The sequence below is a fragment of the Colwellia sp. BRX10-9 genome (assembly GCF_014077405.1).
In the GTDB taxonomy this organism is placed as follows: Bacteria; Pseudomonadota; Gammaproteobacteria; order Enterobacterales; family Alteromonadaceae; genus Colwellia_A.
Genome location: NZ_JACGVV010000004.1, coordinates 175,751 through 191,011 on the forward strand (window position 1 = coordinate 175,751; position 15,261 = coordinate 191,011).

The 15,261-nt window shown below is 37.1% G+C and carries 10 protein-coding genes; 3 read left to right on the top strand and 7 right to left on the bottom strand.

All coding sequences use genetic code 11. The annotated features are described in order from the left end of the window. Nucleotides 1-63: 63 nt before the first annotated feature. From H4J69_RS04210 to H4J69_RS04220, 3 genes are all read right to left on the bottom strand, one after another. Nucleotides 64-1,134, bottom strand: coding sequence for a CDP-glycerol glycerophosphotransferase family protein (locus H4J69_RS04210; RefSeq protein ID WP_182230048.1), 1,071 nt, complete (start codon nucleotides 1,132-1,134; stop codon nucleotides 64-66). A 3-nt stretch (nucleotides 1,135-1,137) separates the two neighbouring features. Continuing rightward, nucleotides 1,138-2,577 carry a capsule assembly Wzi family protein gene (locus H4J69_RS04215; RefSeq protein ID WP_182244808.1) on the bottom strand — a complete coding sequence of 480 codons (1,440 nt, stop codon included), beginning with the start codon at nucleotides 2,575-2,577 and terminating at the stop codon, nucleotides 1,138-1,140. A gap of 67 nt (nucleotides 2,578-2,644) precedes the next feature. Then, the gene (locus H4J69_RS04220) at nucleotides 2,645-3,244 is read right to left on the bottom strand and encodes a TIGR04211 family SH3 domain-containing protein (protein WP_070374591.1); all 600 of its coding nucleotides are present in this window, start codon (nucleotides 3,242-3,244) and stop codon (nucleotides 2,645-2,647) included. A 328-nt stretch (nucleotides 3,245-3,572) separates the two neighbouring features. On the opposite strand from H4J69_RS04220, the gene H4J69_RS04225 reads away from it, so the two are divergent. Together H4J69_RS04225 and H4J69_RS04230 are read left to right on the top strand one after the other, a co-directional pair. Continuing rightward, nucleotides 3,573-5,069 carry a CYTH domain-containing protein gene (locus H4J69_RS04225; protein ID WP_182230050.1) on the top strand — a complete coding sequence of 499 codons (1,497 nt, stop codon included), beginning with the start codon at nucleotides 3,573-3,575 and terminating at the stop codon, nucleotides 5,067-5,069. A gap of 68 nt (nucleotides 5,070-5,137) precedes the next feature. Then, nucleotides 5,138-6,028 carry a L,D-transpeptidase family protein gene (locus H4J69_RS04230; protein WP_182244809.1) on the top strand — a complete coding sequence of 297 codons (891 nt, stop codon included), beginning with the start codon at nucleotides 5,138-5,140 and terminating at the stop codon, nucleotides 6,026-6,028. Nucleotides 6,029-7,009: 981 nt separating this feature from the next. Here H4J69_RS04230 and serA read toward each other — a convergent pair. The 4 genes from serA to H4J69_RS04250 all read right to left on the bottom strand — a co-directional run bounded on the left by serA (nucleotide 7,010) and on the right by H4J69_RS04250 (nucleotide 11,314). Then, nucleotides 7,010-8,239 carry a phosphoglycerate dehydrogenase gene (gene serA, locus H4J69_RS04235; RefSeq protein WP_182218522.1) on the bottom strand — a complete coding sequence of 410 codons (1,230 nt, stop codon included), beginning with the start codon at nucleotides 8,237-8,239 and terminating at the stop codon, nucleotides 7,010-7,012. Nucleotides 8,240-8,346: 107 nt separating this feature from the next. After that, entirely contained in the window at nucleotides 8,347-9,003 is a 657-nt protein-coding gene (gene rpiA / locus H4J69_RS04240; protein ID WP_070374586.1) for a ribose-5-phosphate isomerase RpiA, read from the bottom strand. Between the two features lie 51 nt (nucleotides 9,004-9,054). Continuing rightward, the gene (locus H4J69_RS04245; protein WP_182244810.1) at nucleotides 9,055-9,657 is read right to left on the bottom strand and encodes a 5-formyltetrahydrofolate cyclo-ligase; all 603 of its coding nucleotides are present in this window, start codon (nucleotides 9,655-9,657) and stop codon (nucleotides 9,055-9,057) included. A 124-nt stretch (nucleotides 9,658-9,781) separates the two neighbouring features. After that, nucleotides 9,782-11,314 carry a peptide MFS transporter gene (locus H4J69_RS04250; protein WP_182244811.1) on the bottom strand — a complete coding sequence of 511 codons (1,533 nt, stop codon included), beginning with the start codon at nucleotides 11,312-11,314 and terminating at the stop codon, nucleotides 9,782-9,784. Between the two features lie 436 nt (nucleotides 11,315-11,750). On the opposite strand from H4J69_RS04250, the gene H4J69_RS04255 reads away from it, so the two are divergent. Then, nucleotides 11,751-14,450, top strand: coding sequence for an SLBB domain-containing protein (locus H4J69_RS04255; RefSeq protein WP_182244812.1), 2,700 nt, complete (start codon nucleotides 11,751-11,753; stop codon nucleotides 14,448-14,450). The last annotated feature ends 811 nt before the right edge of the window (nucleotides 14,451-15,261 follow it).

A 15,261-nucleotide genomic window follows, 5' to 3' on the forward strand; every position in this document is an offset into this window, starting at 1 on the left:
AACCTAACTTAGTAAAAAAATATTATATATTTTTACATGTACAACCTACAGAGTAAATGTTTATTAATCAGTATGATTTATCAAATAATCCGCAATTCGCTTACTACAATTACCATCAACTTTACCAATAAGAAGTTCAGTTAATTCAAACCTCTGCATTTCTTTTAATTGAGGGCTCTTGAGTTGAATTTCAACTTGTTGAACTAATTGCTCAGTATTGATTACTTGTTGGGCTACTTTTGCAAAGTATTTTAAATCATCATCAAGACGCTTATTTAAACGCCACTTGAATATACCTCTGTAGCTCCAACGCACTTTAAAAAAATCACACCAAATAGCTGGTTTATTAAGCGCAGTAAATTCAAACAAAGTAGAGGATGCATCGCTGATTAACAAGCTTGCGGTATTCATAAAAGGGATAATACAGGCTTCCTCTATAGAGGAGATATATACGTTATTGTACTGAGACCAAGATTCAAAAATCGTTTGATGATTCTTGTATTTCTCTTTAGTTAAGGAAAAATAATGAGGTTTAATTATAAGGTTATATTCTTCTAAAAGTTCAGGAAAATCATGAGGTAAACATTCAATACTGCTTGGGTAATAGGTCGGTGCATATAATATCGTTTCTTTTTCTGGATCTAAACCTAACTGTTTTAAGTCTAAACTAGAAGATTCGTTATTAATGATAGGGTCTAATTTTGCATAACCCGTATCAATAAAGCTTTTAGAGGGAAATCGTTCTTTCAAACGTTTCAATCGGTGTTTCCCTTCGACAAACCGGTGCTGAATGTCACAATCTGACCAATCATAATAACACGACTTTGGGCCAACCCCGTGATTCATCATAGCTGTTTTAGAACATTGATGAACATTTTCTAGATGATGAAACGCATTACCAAAAATTATCCAGTCAGGTTTTTTATTAAAATAAAATTCTTTTGCTTCATTTGAATTATTTACAAGTGTGTAGTTTAATTTTTCACTTTCAACATAATTTATTAATATATCCTGCAGCTGTTTTTGATTGTATAAAATAAAGTGGCATGACACTGAATTTTTTTCAAGCACATCTTTTACCGGTAAATATTGTGGTAAATAATACAGGTGTTGAATATCAAAAAAAACATTCATAAATTACCAGTTATAACCCAAAGTCGCACGGTAGAAAGACTCTCCATAAATATCACTACCAGCTGTTAACGAATAATTAAGAAATCCATTTTTATATACTTGTTTTAAACTTAATTCTATCTCTTGGGCTCTAGAGTACTTATCTTGTGTCAAAGAATCTATAGCAGCGGTTCGAAATAGTGTTTGTAAATGATACTTGGGTGAAAAGTCCCAGTTTAGTCGAATTAACGAAGAATTCCCGGCTGATCTATCTTCCAGCTCTTTGTTATTACCCCACCAATGACCCATAACAACTTGATCATTACGGTAACCTTCACCGTAAATTTTGTGAACATACCATGATTTGTGAAATTTAGAATGCTCAGCATAAAATGAAAAGTCCTTGTTAATATATGGAAAGAATAACCCGTAGGTTTGACTTATGTTACCTAACTGAGTGTTCTTGTGTTCTTTGGTATCTTCACCTGCATATTCCATATAAAAGGTAAAAGGGAAACCCTGGTAAGACAAGTCAAATTTATTGGTTAACGAAGCAATTTGATTACCCACTTCTTCATCAGAATTGGCACAACCTGTTAAACCTGAGCCACAGTTATCTGAGTTAACGGGGTCAATAATCGCATTCCAAATATCACTTAGGCCAGTGCTTCTTTCGCCACCACCAAATTGAAAGGTTCTATTAGCACCTATCGTCCACCAGCTAAAGGGTTGAAAACTCATATGCATAGTCATTAATAATGGCTTTCCTGATGATGTAGAACCCTTATACTTTATACCCGCCATTTCCTCTAACTGTCCTAATGAAAATTCGTATTTAACATGCCAAGAGGTGATAGGTTTTACATTACTCATGGTAATAGAAAAGGTCGGAGCAGCGTTAGTAGACAGTAATGATGCACTTTCTTGTGAGGGAGATAGCCAATGTTCGCGGTAGCCAATATCAAATTGAGCATATTCATAACCCAATGAAAAGTAGCTATTATGGGGAATAATATTCTTACCTTCGACGATGGTTCCCCCTAAATTTGCGATGGCGTATTGATTGAACTGATAAAATCCAGAAGCACTTGCTTGGGCCGTGCTGTCCATGGCAACACCACGATTATTGGCTATGGTGAAGTTTTTATTGTTAGATGTTGAAAGCGTGGTTGATAAATGAGTGATCGCACTCTGCTTTTTATAACGTTTTATATAAGCAGAAATTCTATAAAAAAGCTCAGGATGAGAACCTTTAATTTTGTTTAGATAATCAACAACCGTGACAATATGGTAGGGTTTACTCAACATTGGCATTCGAGAAATTGTCGCTAGACGTGCGATTTCAAGTTCAATAAGAGCATCAGTTTTTAACGGTAAGTAAGGGCTAACACCATCGGCATTAGCCTGTTTTGTATAAAATAATATAAATAAAGCGATAAAAAATAAGTATTTAGTTTTGTGCACAAAAAAAGCCATCATATAATCTAAAAATCGCTGTGATTATACGTGAGTTTTTCTAACATAATAGGGGTTACTTCCAATTATCCATTGAGCCTTTGCGGCGAGAAGTTAATCTTGGCAGAATCAAACCTAAAAGTAAGCCAATAACTAACACTATAGCGCCATTATAAAACCATTCTTTTTTGATATTGGTATCTTGGTCTTTTAATTTGGCTCGTATCGTTATAAGTGTTTTATTAAGCTGGCTTATTTCATTGTTAAGTTGGGCTTTTTCACTGCTAAGGTTTTGAATAGTATTTCTACTCTGGGAAAGTTCCTCTGACATGCTGTCAGTATTGCTGCTGGTATTGGCTAATTTTTCATTCAGCTCGGCAATAACAAAGCGTAAGCCGGGTTTTAATGATAGATACTTACTTTCAACCCAGACATTTCTATTTTTATCATCAATGATTTCAGAGTAATCATTTTCATTTTTACCGGTTACTTTCACTTCAGTGCCTGAGTTTATACTGCCTAGAATTCGATAATTATTACCCGCTCCTGAATGCATATAAATAAATAAATCGTCTGAAATATAGCCAGAAGGAAGGTTGGTTGGGCTGTCTTCTGCAAAAAGTGGGGAAGATGAACTGAGGACTAAACCAACCAATAAAGCTTTTATTATTTTCATGAAACTACCATTAACCTTTATAAAATTATGCATAGCAAAATACTAGGGGTTTGGCGGATTGATAGCAAGTTAAGTTTACGAACATTAAGGTTTTATTGATAAAATAAATAAGTGTTCTCAATATTTTGTAAACAAGATATTACATAGTTAATTCATTATGATAGTTTTTACTAAAAGTTTGTTAGGGCATCAGCAGTCAGTTAAATTTTTTGTATATCGCTATATTATATGAAAGAAACTTATGGGAATTTGCATTCGCTATTTGTTTTCATATGTCGCTGTTGTAAACTCACTATGTTGACATAATAAAACAAATTATTGGAAGAATATGGTTACCGAAATTGAGCTTAAGTATTTTGTTACAAGTGATAATACTCAAGAAAAAATCACCCAGTTATTCACCACAAAACAGCTGTCATTTAGCTGTGAAACAAAGCAATTATCGAACTGCTATTACGATACAACTAATTTAGATTTTCGCCGTCATGATATGGGGCTAAGAATTAGAGGTTGTGACGGAAAGTTAGAGCAAACCATAAAAACAGCTGGGGTGGTAATTGCGGGCTTGCATCAGCGACCAGAGTATAACGTTAATATTGTTAATAACTTCCCTGAACTTTCCTTGTTCCCAAATGAAATTTGGCAGTCAACCCAAAAGGTAGAGCAGCTACAAGAATCGTTAATTCCCCTTTTTTCAACGGACTTTACCCGTATTATTTGGTTAGTTACTTTATCGTCGGGTACTGTGGTAGAAGTTGCCTTCGATCAAGGCGATATTAGTAGTGATGGTCGCAGTGTTAAAATTTGTGAACTCGAATTGGAACTTGTCAGTGGCATAACCTCAGATTTACTGTTGCTTGCCAAGTTATTATTTTCTGTACTGCTTGTTAGGCCAAGTAGCCAAAGTAAAGCAGCTCGTGGCTATGGTTTATGGAAAAACATCCCCGTTAATTACAAAAAAAATATTACCGATACTCTTCCCATCGACCGTAGTCACTCTATTTCTAATGCCTTTTCTACCGGTATCAATTATTGCCTAGTTAACCTACATGATCATATTGAATACTATATAACGTCGCCAAGCTTAGTCGAGTTAGAAAAAATAACAGAAACTTTAGCGTTAATTCGCCACGGTTTTTGGCTATTTGCAGACTATCTGCCCGAAGAAGCTGTAAAAATTCGTGATGAACTAAGCTATTTTGTCCACTTACTTTCGTGGGTTGATAATGCCGTTAATCTACAAGAGCTTACTAATAAAACGGGTAATTATAGACGCAAGTTAAATTACAGCGAACAATTGGTAGAACAACTAAGAATGGAGAAACGTCGTCTTCCAACGAGCGAAAATGTCATCGAATTATTGCATGGCCAGCGTTTTAATACCCTGCAAGCTCATTTGCTGGAAATGCTATTAACTGAAGATACACAGTTTATTGACTTGTTATTACCTTTTGCGCAGCAAAGTTTAACGAAAAGTATGGCGGTGTTATTTGCTGATAGCACGCCATCGCAGTCGCTGAGCAGTGAGCAATACTTATCACAAGCAAAACTGTTAAACCGAAGTTTACTGACAGGGACTTGGTTTGGTTTATTGTTTGATGAAGAAGAACGTAAACAATATCGAGCACCTTGGTTGGACATTCAGCAAGGGATCAGTGAATTACAAACATTGTGGATTATTCACCAGCAACTACAAACTTTAGATGAAAAACCTAAAAAACTCGTTTTATGGCAAGGAAGCAAAGTTGAAGGGTTACTCATAGCGTTAGACAGCTCCAGAAATATGGCGTTATTAACAAAGCCGTACTGGTTAGATGAATCATAGCTATTTATCGGTTCGAATAGAAAAAGGTTTTAGATAATGTTGAAGATAATTAGTAGGGTCATAAATTAATGAAGTGGGTTGTTAAATTAAGTTTATTGTTAAGTAGTTTTATTACCTGTGTAAGTTTGGCGAGTGTTTATAATCTCCCAGCAGCCAATTCAAGGTTAGTGGGCGAGGATATTATCCATAAAGCAGTAAAAGGCGATTACTTTCAAGCTTTAGCTGAAAATTATAACGTAGGTTTCTTTGCCTTACTTGCCGCTAACCCCGGTGTTGATCCTTTTTTATTGGCTCTTGATCACAATATTGTTATTCCTAAGCAGATGCTTCTACCCTTCGGCAAGCGTGAAGGTATTGTCATTAATCTCGCTGAGTTACGCTTGTACTACTACCCGAAAGGAGAGAAATTAGTTTACGTTTTCCCTGTGGGTATTGGTAGAGAAGGACTAGAAACACCACATTTAACCAGTACTATTGGCGACAAACGTAAAAACCCGAGTTGGCGTCCAACAGCAGAGATGCGCGCACGTTATTTTGCCGAACATGGCAAAGAGATGGTCAGAGAAGTCCCCGCAGGACCCAATAATCCCTTTGGTAAATATGCATTACGTATTGGCACAAGTGAGTACCTACTTCATGGCTCCAATAAGCGCTTTGGTATCGGCATGCGAGCAAGCTCTGGTTGTATTCGTATGTACGATGATGACATAGAATGGTTATATAATAACATTCCCGTAGGCACGCCTATTCGCATATTCGAACAGCCCATTAAAATGTCTTATGAACAGGAAGGCAAAAAGATAGAAGTACATCGCCCATTAACACCCGATGATGGCGCCGAAGTTAAATTAGCGATGACAAAAGCAGTAAAACATTTTATCGGTAATGATGCTCAAATGTTAAAAAAAGTGAGTTCACTACTAGCTAATCCAGAAGGTGTAGTCGTATCATTAAATTGAGCTAAAGGGATATTGTCAATTAGAGTGAAATAGAACTTCGTTAGGATGAACTCAAACTCCGTTAGGATGAATTCAAGCTCCGTTAGGATGAATTCAAGCTCCGTCAGAATGAACCAAACTTCGTTAGGATGAATTCAAGCTCTGTCAGAATGAACCCAAACTTCGTCAGAATGAGGCCAAACGCCGTCATCCTGAACTCGTTTCAGGATCTCGTCCCTAACAACCCAAAGCCCAGATACTGAAATGAATTCAGCATGACGAGAGTGGAAATTGAAATAAATTCAGGATGAACTCAAACTCCACCAGGATGAATTCAAGCTCCGTCAGAATGAACCCAAACTCCATCAGCATGAACCCAACCGCCGTCATCCTGAACTTGTTTCAGGATCTCGTACCTAAAAACTCGAAGCCCAGATACTGAAATAAATTCAGCATGACGGGAATGGAAACTGAAACAAGTTCAGTATGACGGGAATGGATACTGAAATAAATTCAGCATGAATCCAAACTCCATCAGCATGAACTCAAACTCCATCAGAATGAACCCAACCTCCGTCATCCTGAACTTGTTTCAGGATCTCGTCCCTAACAACCCAAAGCCCAGATACTGAAATGAATTCAGCATGACGATAGTGGATACTGAAACAAGTTTAGTGTGAACCCAAACCCCACCAGAATGAACCCAAACTCCATCAGCATGAACCCAAACTCCATCAGAATGAACCCAACCTCCGTCATCCTGAACTTGTTTCAGGATCTCGTACCTAACCACTTAAAGACCAGATACTGAAATAAATTCAGCATGACGGGAATGGATACAGAAATAAAATCAGTATGACTACAAGTTCTTTCATTTCAGTATTATCGGGGCTGTATTCGGTTTTGTTATACGTTCAAATGATAGCTCGTTAATGTGGCAATAAAAAAAACGAGACTTATTAAGTCTCGTTTTTTATTGTTTACGCTAAATACTCAGAAAAACTAATGAAGAATACGTGCGCGTATTGTGCCGTCAATTTGTTTTAATTCTCGTAATGCTAATACACTATCTTGTGCTTCGATATCAATAACTACATAACCAATTTGATCGTCTGTTTGTAAGTACTGTGCTGCAATATTAATATTGTGCTTAGCAAATGCTTGGTTAATTTGGGTTAACACGCCCGGTTGATTGCGGTGTATATGTAATAAGCGGCTTGTTCCCGTATGACCAGGCAAAGAAACTTCAGGGAAGTTTACAGCCGAAAGTGTTGAACCGTTGTCAGAGTATTTTGCCATTTTGCTGGCAACTTCTAAGCCGATATTAGACTGGGCTTCTTTCGTACTTCCACCAATATGTGGCGTCAAAATAACGTTGTCGAATGCACGTAATGGTGAAATAAACTCTTCATCATTACCTTTAGGTTCAACAGGGAAAACATCGATTGCTGCGCCAGCGACTTTTTTACTTTTAAGCGCTTCAGCTAATGCATCAATATCAACGACAGTACCACGAGAAGCATTGATAAAAATAACACCGTCTTTCATGAGTGCAAATTCTTTTGCTGCCATCATGTTTTGAGTTTGAACCGTTTCAGGTACGTGTAAGCTAACTACATCAGCTTCTTTTAATAAAACTTTTAAACTTGATGCTTGGCTCGCATTACCTAACGGAAGTTTGGTTTCGATATCATAAAAGCGTACTCGCATACCTAAGGTTTCAGCTAAAATGCCTAATTGCATGCCAATATGGCCGTAACCAATAATACCTAAAGTTTTGCCACGAGCTTCTACCGAGCCAGCCGCAGATTTATTCCATTCACCGCGATGAGCTTTTGCGCTTTTTTCAGGAATACCACGTAATAATAATAAGGTTTCACCTAATACTAGTTCGGCAACCGATCGTGTATTTGAAAACGGGGCATTGAATACTGGAATGCCACGTTTTTGTGCCGCTTTAATTTCAACTTGGTTAGTACCAATACAGAAACAACCAATAGCCGCGAGTTTTTTAGCATGGCTTAGTACATGGTCAGTTAACTGAGTACGAGAACGAATACCAATAAAGTGAACATTAGCAATTTTTTTGATCAAATCTTCTTCAGCAAGCGATGTACTAATACATTCAATATTGCTGTAGCCTTTCATTTTTAACTCTTCAACAGCGCTCGGGTGGACACCTTCAAGTAATAAAATCTTAATTTTTTCTTTTGCTAATGAATTATTGCTCATTTTCTAATATCTCATGTAGGACTATAGTGGTCATTGCCTTAACCAAATATAAAGTGTTTAGATGGCTAGATTTCTAAACTAGCATATAGTGTATAAACTCTAAAGATTTATTTTATGAGTTTTGCGCCATCTTGAGTGCCTAAAATTAAAACATCAGCGCCACGTAGTGCAAATAAACCATTAGTAACAACACCTACAATGGCATTAATATCGCTTTCAAGTTTTTTAGGATCAAGTATCTCTAAGTTATGCACATCGAGAATCACACAACCGTTATCGGTAATTACGCCTTGGCGATAAACCGGGTCACCACCTAACTTAACAAGTTCACGCGCTACATAGCTTCGTGCCATCGGAATAACTTCTACCGGTAAAGGAAATTTTCCTAGCATTTTTACTTGTTTACTTTCATCGGCAATACAGACAAATGTTTTTGCTACAGCCGCGACAATTTTCTCTCGGGTTAGTGCAGCACCACCACCTTTTATCATCGACAGATATTCAGTAATTTCATCGGCGCCATCCACATAAACATCAACGCTACCGACATTATTCAATTCAAACACTTCGATACCATGGGCTTTCAATCTTTGAGTCGACGCTTCAGAGCTAGAAACAGCACCTTCAATATCGTCTTTGATTGTTGCTAGGGCGTCAATAAAGTGATTAACAGTAGACCCGGTGCCTACGCCAACAATGGTATCGTTTTTAATAAATTCGAGTGCTTTAAAGGCTGCTGCCTTCTTCATTTCATCTTGTGTCATGTGAATCCTAATTAGCGAGGGGAAATTAGGTAGAAGTATATCAGCAGATGATTAAATATCGAAGTTATAGCTGGTGGTTGGAGTGATAATTTTAGGCAGTGGAATATCCCAACTTTCAAAAGGAATCGTGGTAACTTTTTGGCAATCGTGAGCTAAGCCAACTGGTAAGGGTTTAGCGTGTTTGTTTTGTTGATATTGAGCATGCCAGGCCGAAAGTGTTCGGTCATAAAAGCCACCACCCATGCCTAAGCGATTACCATATCGGTCAAAGGCGACTAAGGGGGTAAAAATAATATCAAGCTGAGCGACCGTTATTATATCTTGAACGTTAAGCTTAGGTTCTAAAATACCATATTTGTTTTTGACGAGAATAGACGTATCAGCATATTTTAAAAAGAGTAAATTATTCTTACTAAAAGGATGTATTACCGGTAAATATACGGTGATGTTATTTTGCCAGCACCAATCAATAAAAGGCTGAGTATTTAACTCGCCATCATTGGCTAAATAAATCGCGATGTGTTTAACGCCTTTGACTACTTTTTCTTTAATGAGCCTTTTCGATAATAAAAGTGATTGTTCTGCTTGCTGGTTAGCGTTTAATAAACTGCGTTGATAGCGAATTTCTTGGCGAAGAACATCTCTTGTTTTCATGATATTTAACCCCTTATAAAATAAGTCTAACGACAACAAGTAAATTACAGTAAAAATCAGCTATAAAAAAGCCAACAATAAATGTTGGCTTTTCAAAATTACTTTAACGATGAACGACTGTTAATTAAGCGTTAGTCGTTGCCGTTGAACCATTTGCGTTAGTTGTAGATGCTTCTGAATCATCAGGCAAATTTTCCCAAAATCTAGATTTGAAACCAACCAGTAAAATAATGATACCAATACCAATACTGAATAAGCTCACTTGGATGTAAAGAGAAGGAATTTGCGCGACGTTATTTGGATCATAGTTACCCGCTAACAAACCAGAAATAATATTACCGATTGAATAGGTTAATACAAAAACACCCATCATTTGTCCAGCGAAACGCTTAGGAGATAATTTACTTACGGCACTTAATGCTACAGGGCTTAAACAAAGCTCACCAACTGTATGTAGGAAGTAAGTTGCTACTAACCAATAAGGGGCAACTTTCATTCCTGAAGCAGCGTATTGTGCAGCAAAAAACATCACGATAAAACCACTGGCCATAATAATTAAACCAAAAGCACATTTTATACCGTAAGAAGGGCTGACCATTCTTTTACCTAAATTAATCCATAGAGCAGCAAAAAAAGGTGACAGTAAAACGATAAAGAACGAGTTAGTCATTTGGAACCAACCCGTAGGTATTTCAAATGATCCCACTATACGGTCAGTATAATCACGCGCAAATAAGTTGAGTGAAGAACCCGCTTGTTCAAAGCCAGACCAAAAACAAGCTGAGGCAATACAAATAAGTAATAACGCCCAAAGCTTTTTCTTCTCATTAGGTGTTATTGAGCTACCAAAATAAATAACGGCGTAATAAATAACAAATATTAGAGAAAATGCTACAGCAACATATTGGGCAACAGTGACAGGTTTAATGGTTAACATGCCCTGAAATACAGCAACCGTTACCAGTGCAATAACCGCTAAAACGACACCAATAACTGTCCAGCTTGTTTTTTGTGCTTTAACTGATAATGGGTATACAGGCTTTTCTCCTATACCGTTAAGCTTAGGGGTAGTAATTTTGTATTGAATTAAACCTAATGCCATGCCAATAGCTGCGGCACCAAACGCCCAATGCCAACCAACATTTTCCATTAAGTAGCCACAAACTGCATAACCAATAACCGAACCTAAATTGATGCCCATATAATAAATGGCATAACCACTATCACGGCGAACATCTTCATCTGAGTATAATTGACCCACCATAGCGCCAATGTTCGGCTTTAATAAACCCGTACCTAAAATGACGACAATTAAACCAATAAAAAAGGTGGTGTCATTAGGAATAGCTAAGATAATATGGCCAATCATAATAATGATTGCGCCGTACCAAACTGCTTTTTGACCACCAATTAATCGATCAGCTATCCAACCGCCAGGTAAGCCCATAAAATAGACACTACCGGTATATAAACCATATATAGCAGCTGCAGAAGCGACGGTTAAACCTAAGCCTCCTTCTTGTAAAGTAGCGGTCATAAATAATACAAGTAGCATACGCATACCGTAATAACTCATGCGCTCCCACATTTCTGTAACAAACAGCGTTTGTAACCCTGCCGGATGGCCAAAAAAAGAACCTGAATCAGGTTTGCTCATAAAAAATTCCTCTAAGATAAGTGTAAATTACAGATAAATATTATTATTTTAATTCGCTAAAAACATTTTAAAATATTGAAATAAGTTCTTTGCGCTGTAATTATTGTCAAATTTATTTGCGAAAGTCAGCGTGTGTTATACCTGTGCTTGCCATGAAAGGCAATAGTTTGGCACCGAGATTTGATTAAGCAGATGTAATGTTTTAGTTACTTTTGATACTTTTAGAAAGAAAAATAATAAACAGACTCTCCAAAATTAATTATTTGACGCCATAAAAGGTAAGCAAGTTACTTTATTCAATAGCTTGTTACTGATAAACTCCAAACGTTAATTTTAGAACTTATTTAGTCGATATATTTGGCCATTATTAATTTTTATGGTTTATAAGTATTGAGCTAATGTTATACCTCGCATTTATAGGAAATTTATTGCCCCAATGATGAACATTACTCGCTATCTTATAGCAACCTTTTTACTTTTTGCGCTTTCTTTAAATTTACATGCCCAGCAAGTGTCTGCTCAGCAAATTGAACAATTTAAAAAGTTACCTAAATCTCAACAACAAGCATTAGCCAAAAGTATGGGCGTCGATTTAAATGCTATTGAGGCTCAGTTATCAGGAAGTAATACACAAAACTCTCCTATTAATACACAGGTAATGCCACGCGATATAAATAGCCTGAACAATGAAAACCTTAAAGCCAAAGATGCCGAAGAAACAGAGAAAGCTGAAGCGATTTTTAAGACCTTGCCACGGTTTGGTTTAGATGTATTTGCAAATTCGCCAACAACATTTTCTCCGGTTATGGATATTGCCATTCCAGAAGGGTATATCTTAGGTACGGGAGACTCAGTTTCAATACAGGTTTTCGGTAAAGAAAATCGTGAAATGCAATTAACGGTGACACGTGAAGGTGAGTTGGTTTTTCCTAATCTTGGCCCCATTAGCGTTGCAGGATTAACATTTTCAGAATTAAAGACTTTTGTTGTTAATAAAATTCAACAAAAAATTATTGGTGTTAATGTGGTGGTTAGCTTAGCCGAATTACGCTCTATGCGTATATTTGTTTTAGGTGAAGCTTATAAACCCGGCCCCTATACGTTAAGTTCATTATCTTCAGTTACCCATGCCATTTTTGCCGCAGGTGGTGTCAGTGATATTGGCTCATTAAGAAATATTCAAGTAAAACGTTCAGGGAAGCTAATTCAACAAGTCGATTTATATGACTTATTAATTGAAGGTGATTCATCAAGTGATATTTTGTTGCAATCAGGTGATGTCGTTTTTATTCCCCCTCAAGGCAAGTCTGTGTCCATTGCCGGCGAAGTAAGACGTCCTGCTATTTATGAATTGAGCCAATCAGACGATTTTTCTAATGTCATTAAAATGGCTGGCGGACTTTTACCCGCGGCTTACCCAAAATCTACCATCGTAGAGCGTTATAACAAAAGCGATTTACGCAGTATCCTAAATATTGATTTATCCGATAAAGCCCAAAAAGCTGAAAAAGTTCAAGCGGGCGATTTTATTAGAGTGTTAAAAAGCTCAGACTTATATGTCGATTCAATTACTTTAATAGGCGCTGTAGCGCGTCCAGGTAAATACCAGTTGCAACAAAATATGTTGTTATCCGATGTTATTACCAATGCTGACGCTCACCTATTACCTTACGCCGATTTAAATTACGGCATTGTCGTTAGAGAAATTGATAGTGCCCGTAATATTGAAATTTTACAGTTTAATTTAGCCAATGTGTTTGCTGATAAAAACTCTAAGAGCAATATTCAACTCAGCAGTAATGATAAAATTATCATCTTTTCTAAAGCCTTTAAGTTTTCTGAAGAGCAATTCTTATTAGATGAGCTCGCCTACACTCAAGAAGAGTTATTAGCGAAAGAAAGAAATTTAGCGATTGAAACGAGTAAGAAAAAAGAGTTTTGGGAAACCCATGAGCAAAATGATGTTATGGCTGAGACTAAAGATGAAAAAATTTATACCTCTATCAATAATATTAACAGTGGTGCAGAGCATGAAAACGTAACAATTCGTGAAATGGCATTGTTTTCTCGCCAACGTTTACTGGTGCCTATTGTTAATAAGCTTCGTTACCAAGCAGGATCAGGTGAAGCGGTAAAGTTAATTGAAATTGATGGTGAAGTTAAATTTCCAGGGGTTTATCCATTAGGGAAAGGGGCTCGGGTAATCGATTTGATTTTAGCTGCCGGCGGCGTTAAAGAGTCAGCTTATTTATCAAGAGCTGAGTTAACACGTAATGAAATGAGTGGTATTAACTCTGTAAAAATCTCTAAAAATATTCATTTAGTGAATGCCCTCAATAATATTGATGAAGATAATATTCTGCTAAAAAGTAAAGATCGCCTTAACATTCACCGTATCCCTTCATGGAGTGAAAATTATGTTATTGAGTTGCGCGGCGAAGTACTTTTTCCGGGTAAATACACCGTCCGTCGTGGAGACAGCTTATCAAGTATTATTCTTAAAGCGGGAGGATTAACAGCTTTTGCAGATCCCAATGGCTCTGTTTTTTCAAGAACAAAGTTAAAACAACTTGAAAGACAAAACTTAATGAAAGTAAGTGCCGACTTACGTATTGAAATGGCAACTAAGTCTTTATCAAGTAACAGTGGTATAACTTCATACAGTGAAATTCAATCGTTATTAGCAGACCTATCTAAGGTAGAACCGCTAGGGCGTTTAGTTATTAATTTACCGCAAGTTATAGCCAAAAATGATTATGATATTGCGATAGAGGGCGGCGATGTACTGTACATCCCAACTCAGAATCGTTCAATTAATGTTATGGGGCAAGTGCAAGTGAATAGCTCACACATGTTTGACTCATCAAGCAGTGTTGAAGATTATATAACGCAAAGCGGCGGCTTAAAAAAACGTGCTGATGATGAGAGAATTTATATTATTTCATCAAACGGTAGTATCCAAATGTTTGAAGAAAGTAATTGGTTTAGCGGCGGTGCTGACTCAGCTTTAAAACCGGGCGATTCAATTGTTGTACCACTTGATTCAGAGTACATGAACAACTTAACCTTGTGGACAACAGCGACAACAATTATGTATAACACAGCAGTTGCCATAGCGGCAATTAGTGGACTTTAATACTTGTTTTTATAAAAACTAAAAATAGATAATTTTTTAACAAAACAAATAAGTAAAGTCCGATCTTTATCGGACTTTACATTGTTGAATAAAACCCAAACATAAACCAGCTCAGCCAATAAGAACAACCCACCATCATAGTAGCACTGTAAACCGTAATCCTAATTGCGTAACTGTTATCCAAACACCACCACCGTCATCCTGAACTCGTTTCAGGACCTGTACTTAGAACCAAAACCCAGATACTGAAATGAATTCAGCATGACGACAAAAGAGTAAAGCGAGCACCTTAACCCTGAACAATCACCGTTACTCTTAACAACCACCGTCATCCTAAACACAAACCGTCATCCTGAACTCGTTTCAGGATCTGTACTTAGAACCAAAACCCAGATACTGAAATGAATTCAGCATGACGACAAAAGAGTAAAGCGAGCACCTTAACCCTTAACAATCACCGTTACTCTTAACAACCACCATCATCCTAAACACAAACCCGTCATCCTGAACTCGTTTCAGGATCTGTACTTACTCTCCAAAACCCAGATACTGAAATGAATTCAGCATGACGACAAAAGAGTAAAGCGAGCACCTTAACCCTGAACAATCACCGTTACTCTTAACAACCACCGTCATCCTAAACACAACACGTCACACTGAACTCGTTCCAGGATCTGTACCGAGATCCAAAACCCAGATACTGAAATGAATTCAGCATGACGACAAAAGAGTAAAGCGAGCACCTTAACCCTTAACAATCACCGTTACTCTTAACAACCACCATCATCCTAAACACAAACCCGTCATCCTG

Bases quoted from the DNA above. Each gene is read 5' to 3' on its own strand.
- H4J69_RS04210 (WP_182230048.1), bottom strand. From the start codon at position 1,134: ATGAATGTTTTTTTTGATATTCAACACCTGTATTATTTACCACAATAT.
- H4J69_RS04220 (WP_070374591.1), bottom strand. From the start codon at position 3,244: ATGAAAATAATAAAAGCTTTATTGGTTGGTTTAGTCCTCAGTTCATCT.
- H4J69_RS04225 (WP_182230050.1), top strand. From the start codon at position 3,573: ATGGTTACCGAAATTGAGCTTAAGTATTTTGTTACAAGTGATAATACT.
- H4J69_RS04230 (WP_182244809.1), top strand. From the start codon at position 5,138: ATGAAGTGGGTTGTTAAATTAAGTTTATTGTTAAGTAGTTTTATTACC.
- serA (WP_182218522.1), bottom strand. From the start codon at position 8,239: ATGAGCAATAATTCATTAGCAAAAGAAAAAATTAAGATTTTATTACTT.
- rpiA (WP_070374586.1), bottom strand. From the start codon at position 9,003: ATGACACAAGATGAAATGAAGAAGGCAGCAGCCTTTAAAGCACTCGAA.
- H4J69_RS04245 (WP_182244810.1), bottom strand. From the start codon at position 9,657: ATGAAAACAAGAGATGTTCTTCGCCAAGAAATTCGCTATCAACGCAGT.
- H4J69_RS04250 (WP_182244811.1), bottom strand. From the start codon at position 11,314: ATGAGCAAACCTGATTCAGGTTCTTTTTTTGGCCATCCGGCAGGGTTA.
- H4J69_RS04255 (WP_182244812.1), top strand. From the start codon at position 11,751: ATGATGAACATTACTCGCTATCTTATAGCAACCTTTTTACTTTTTGCG.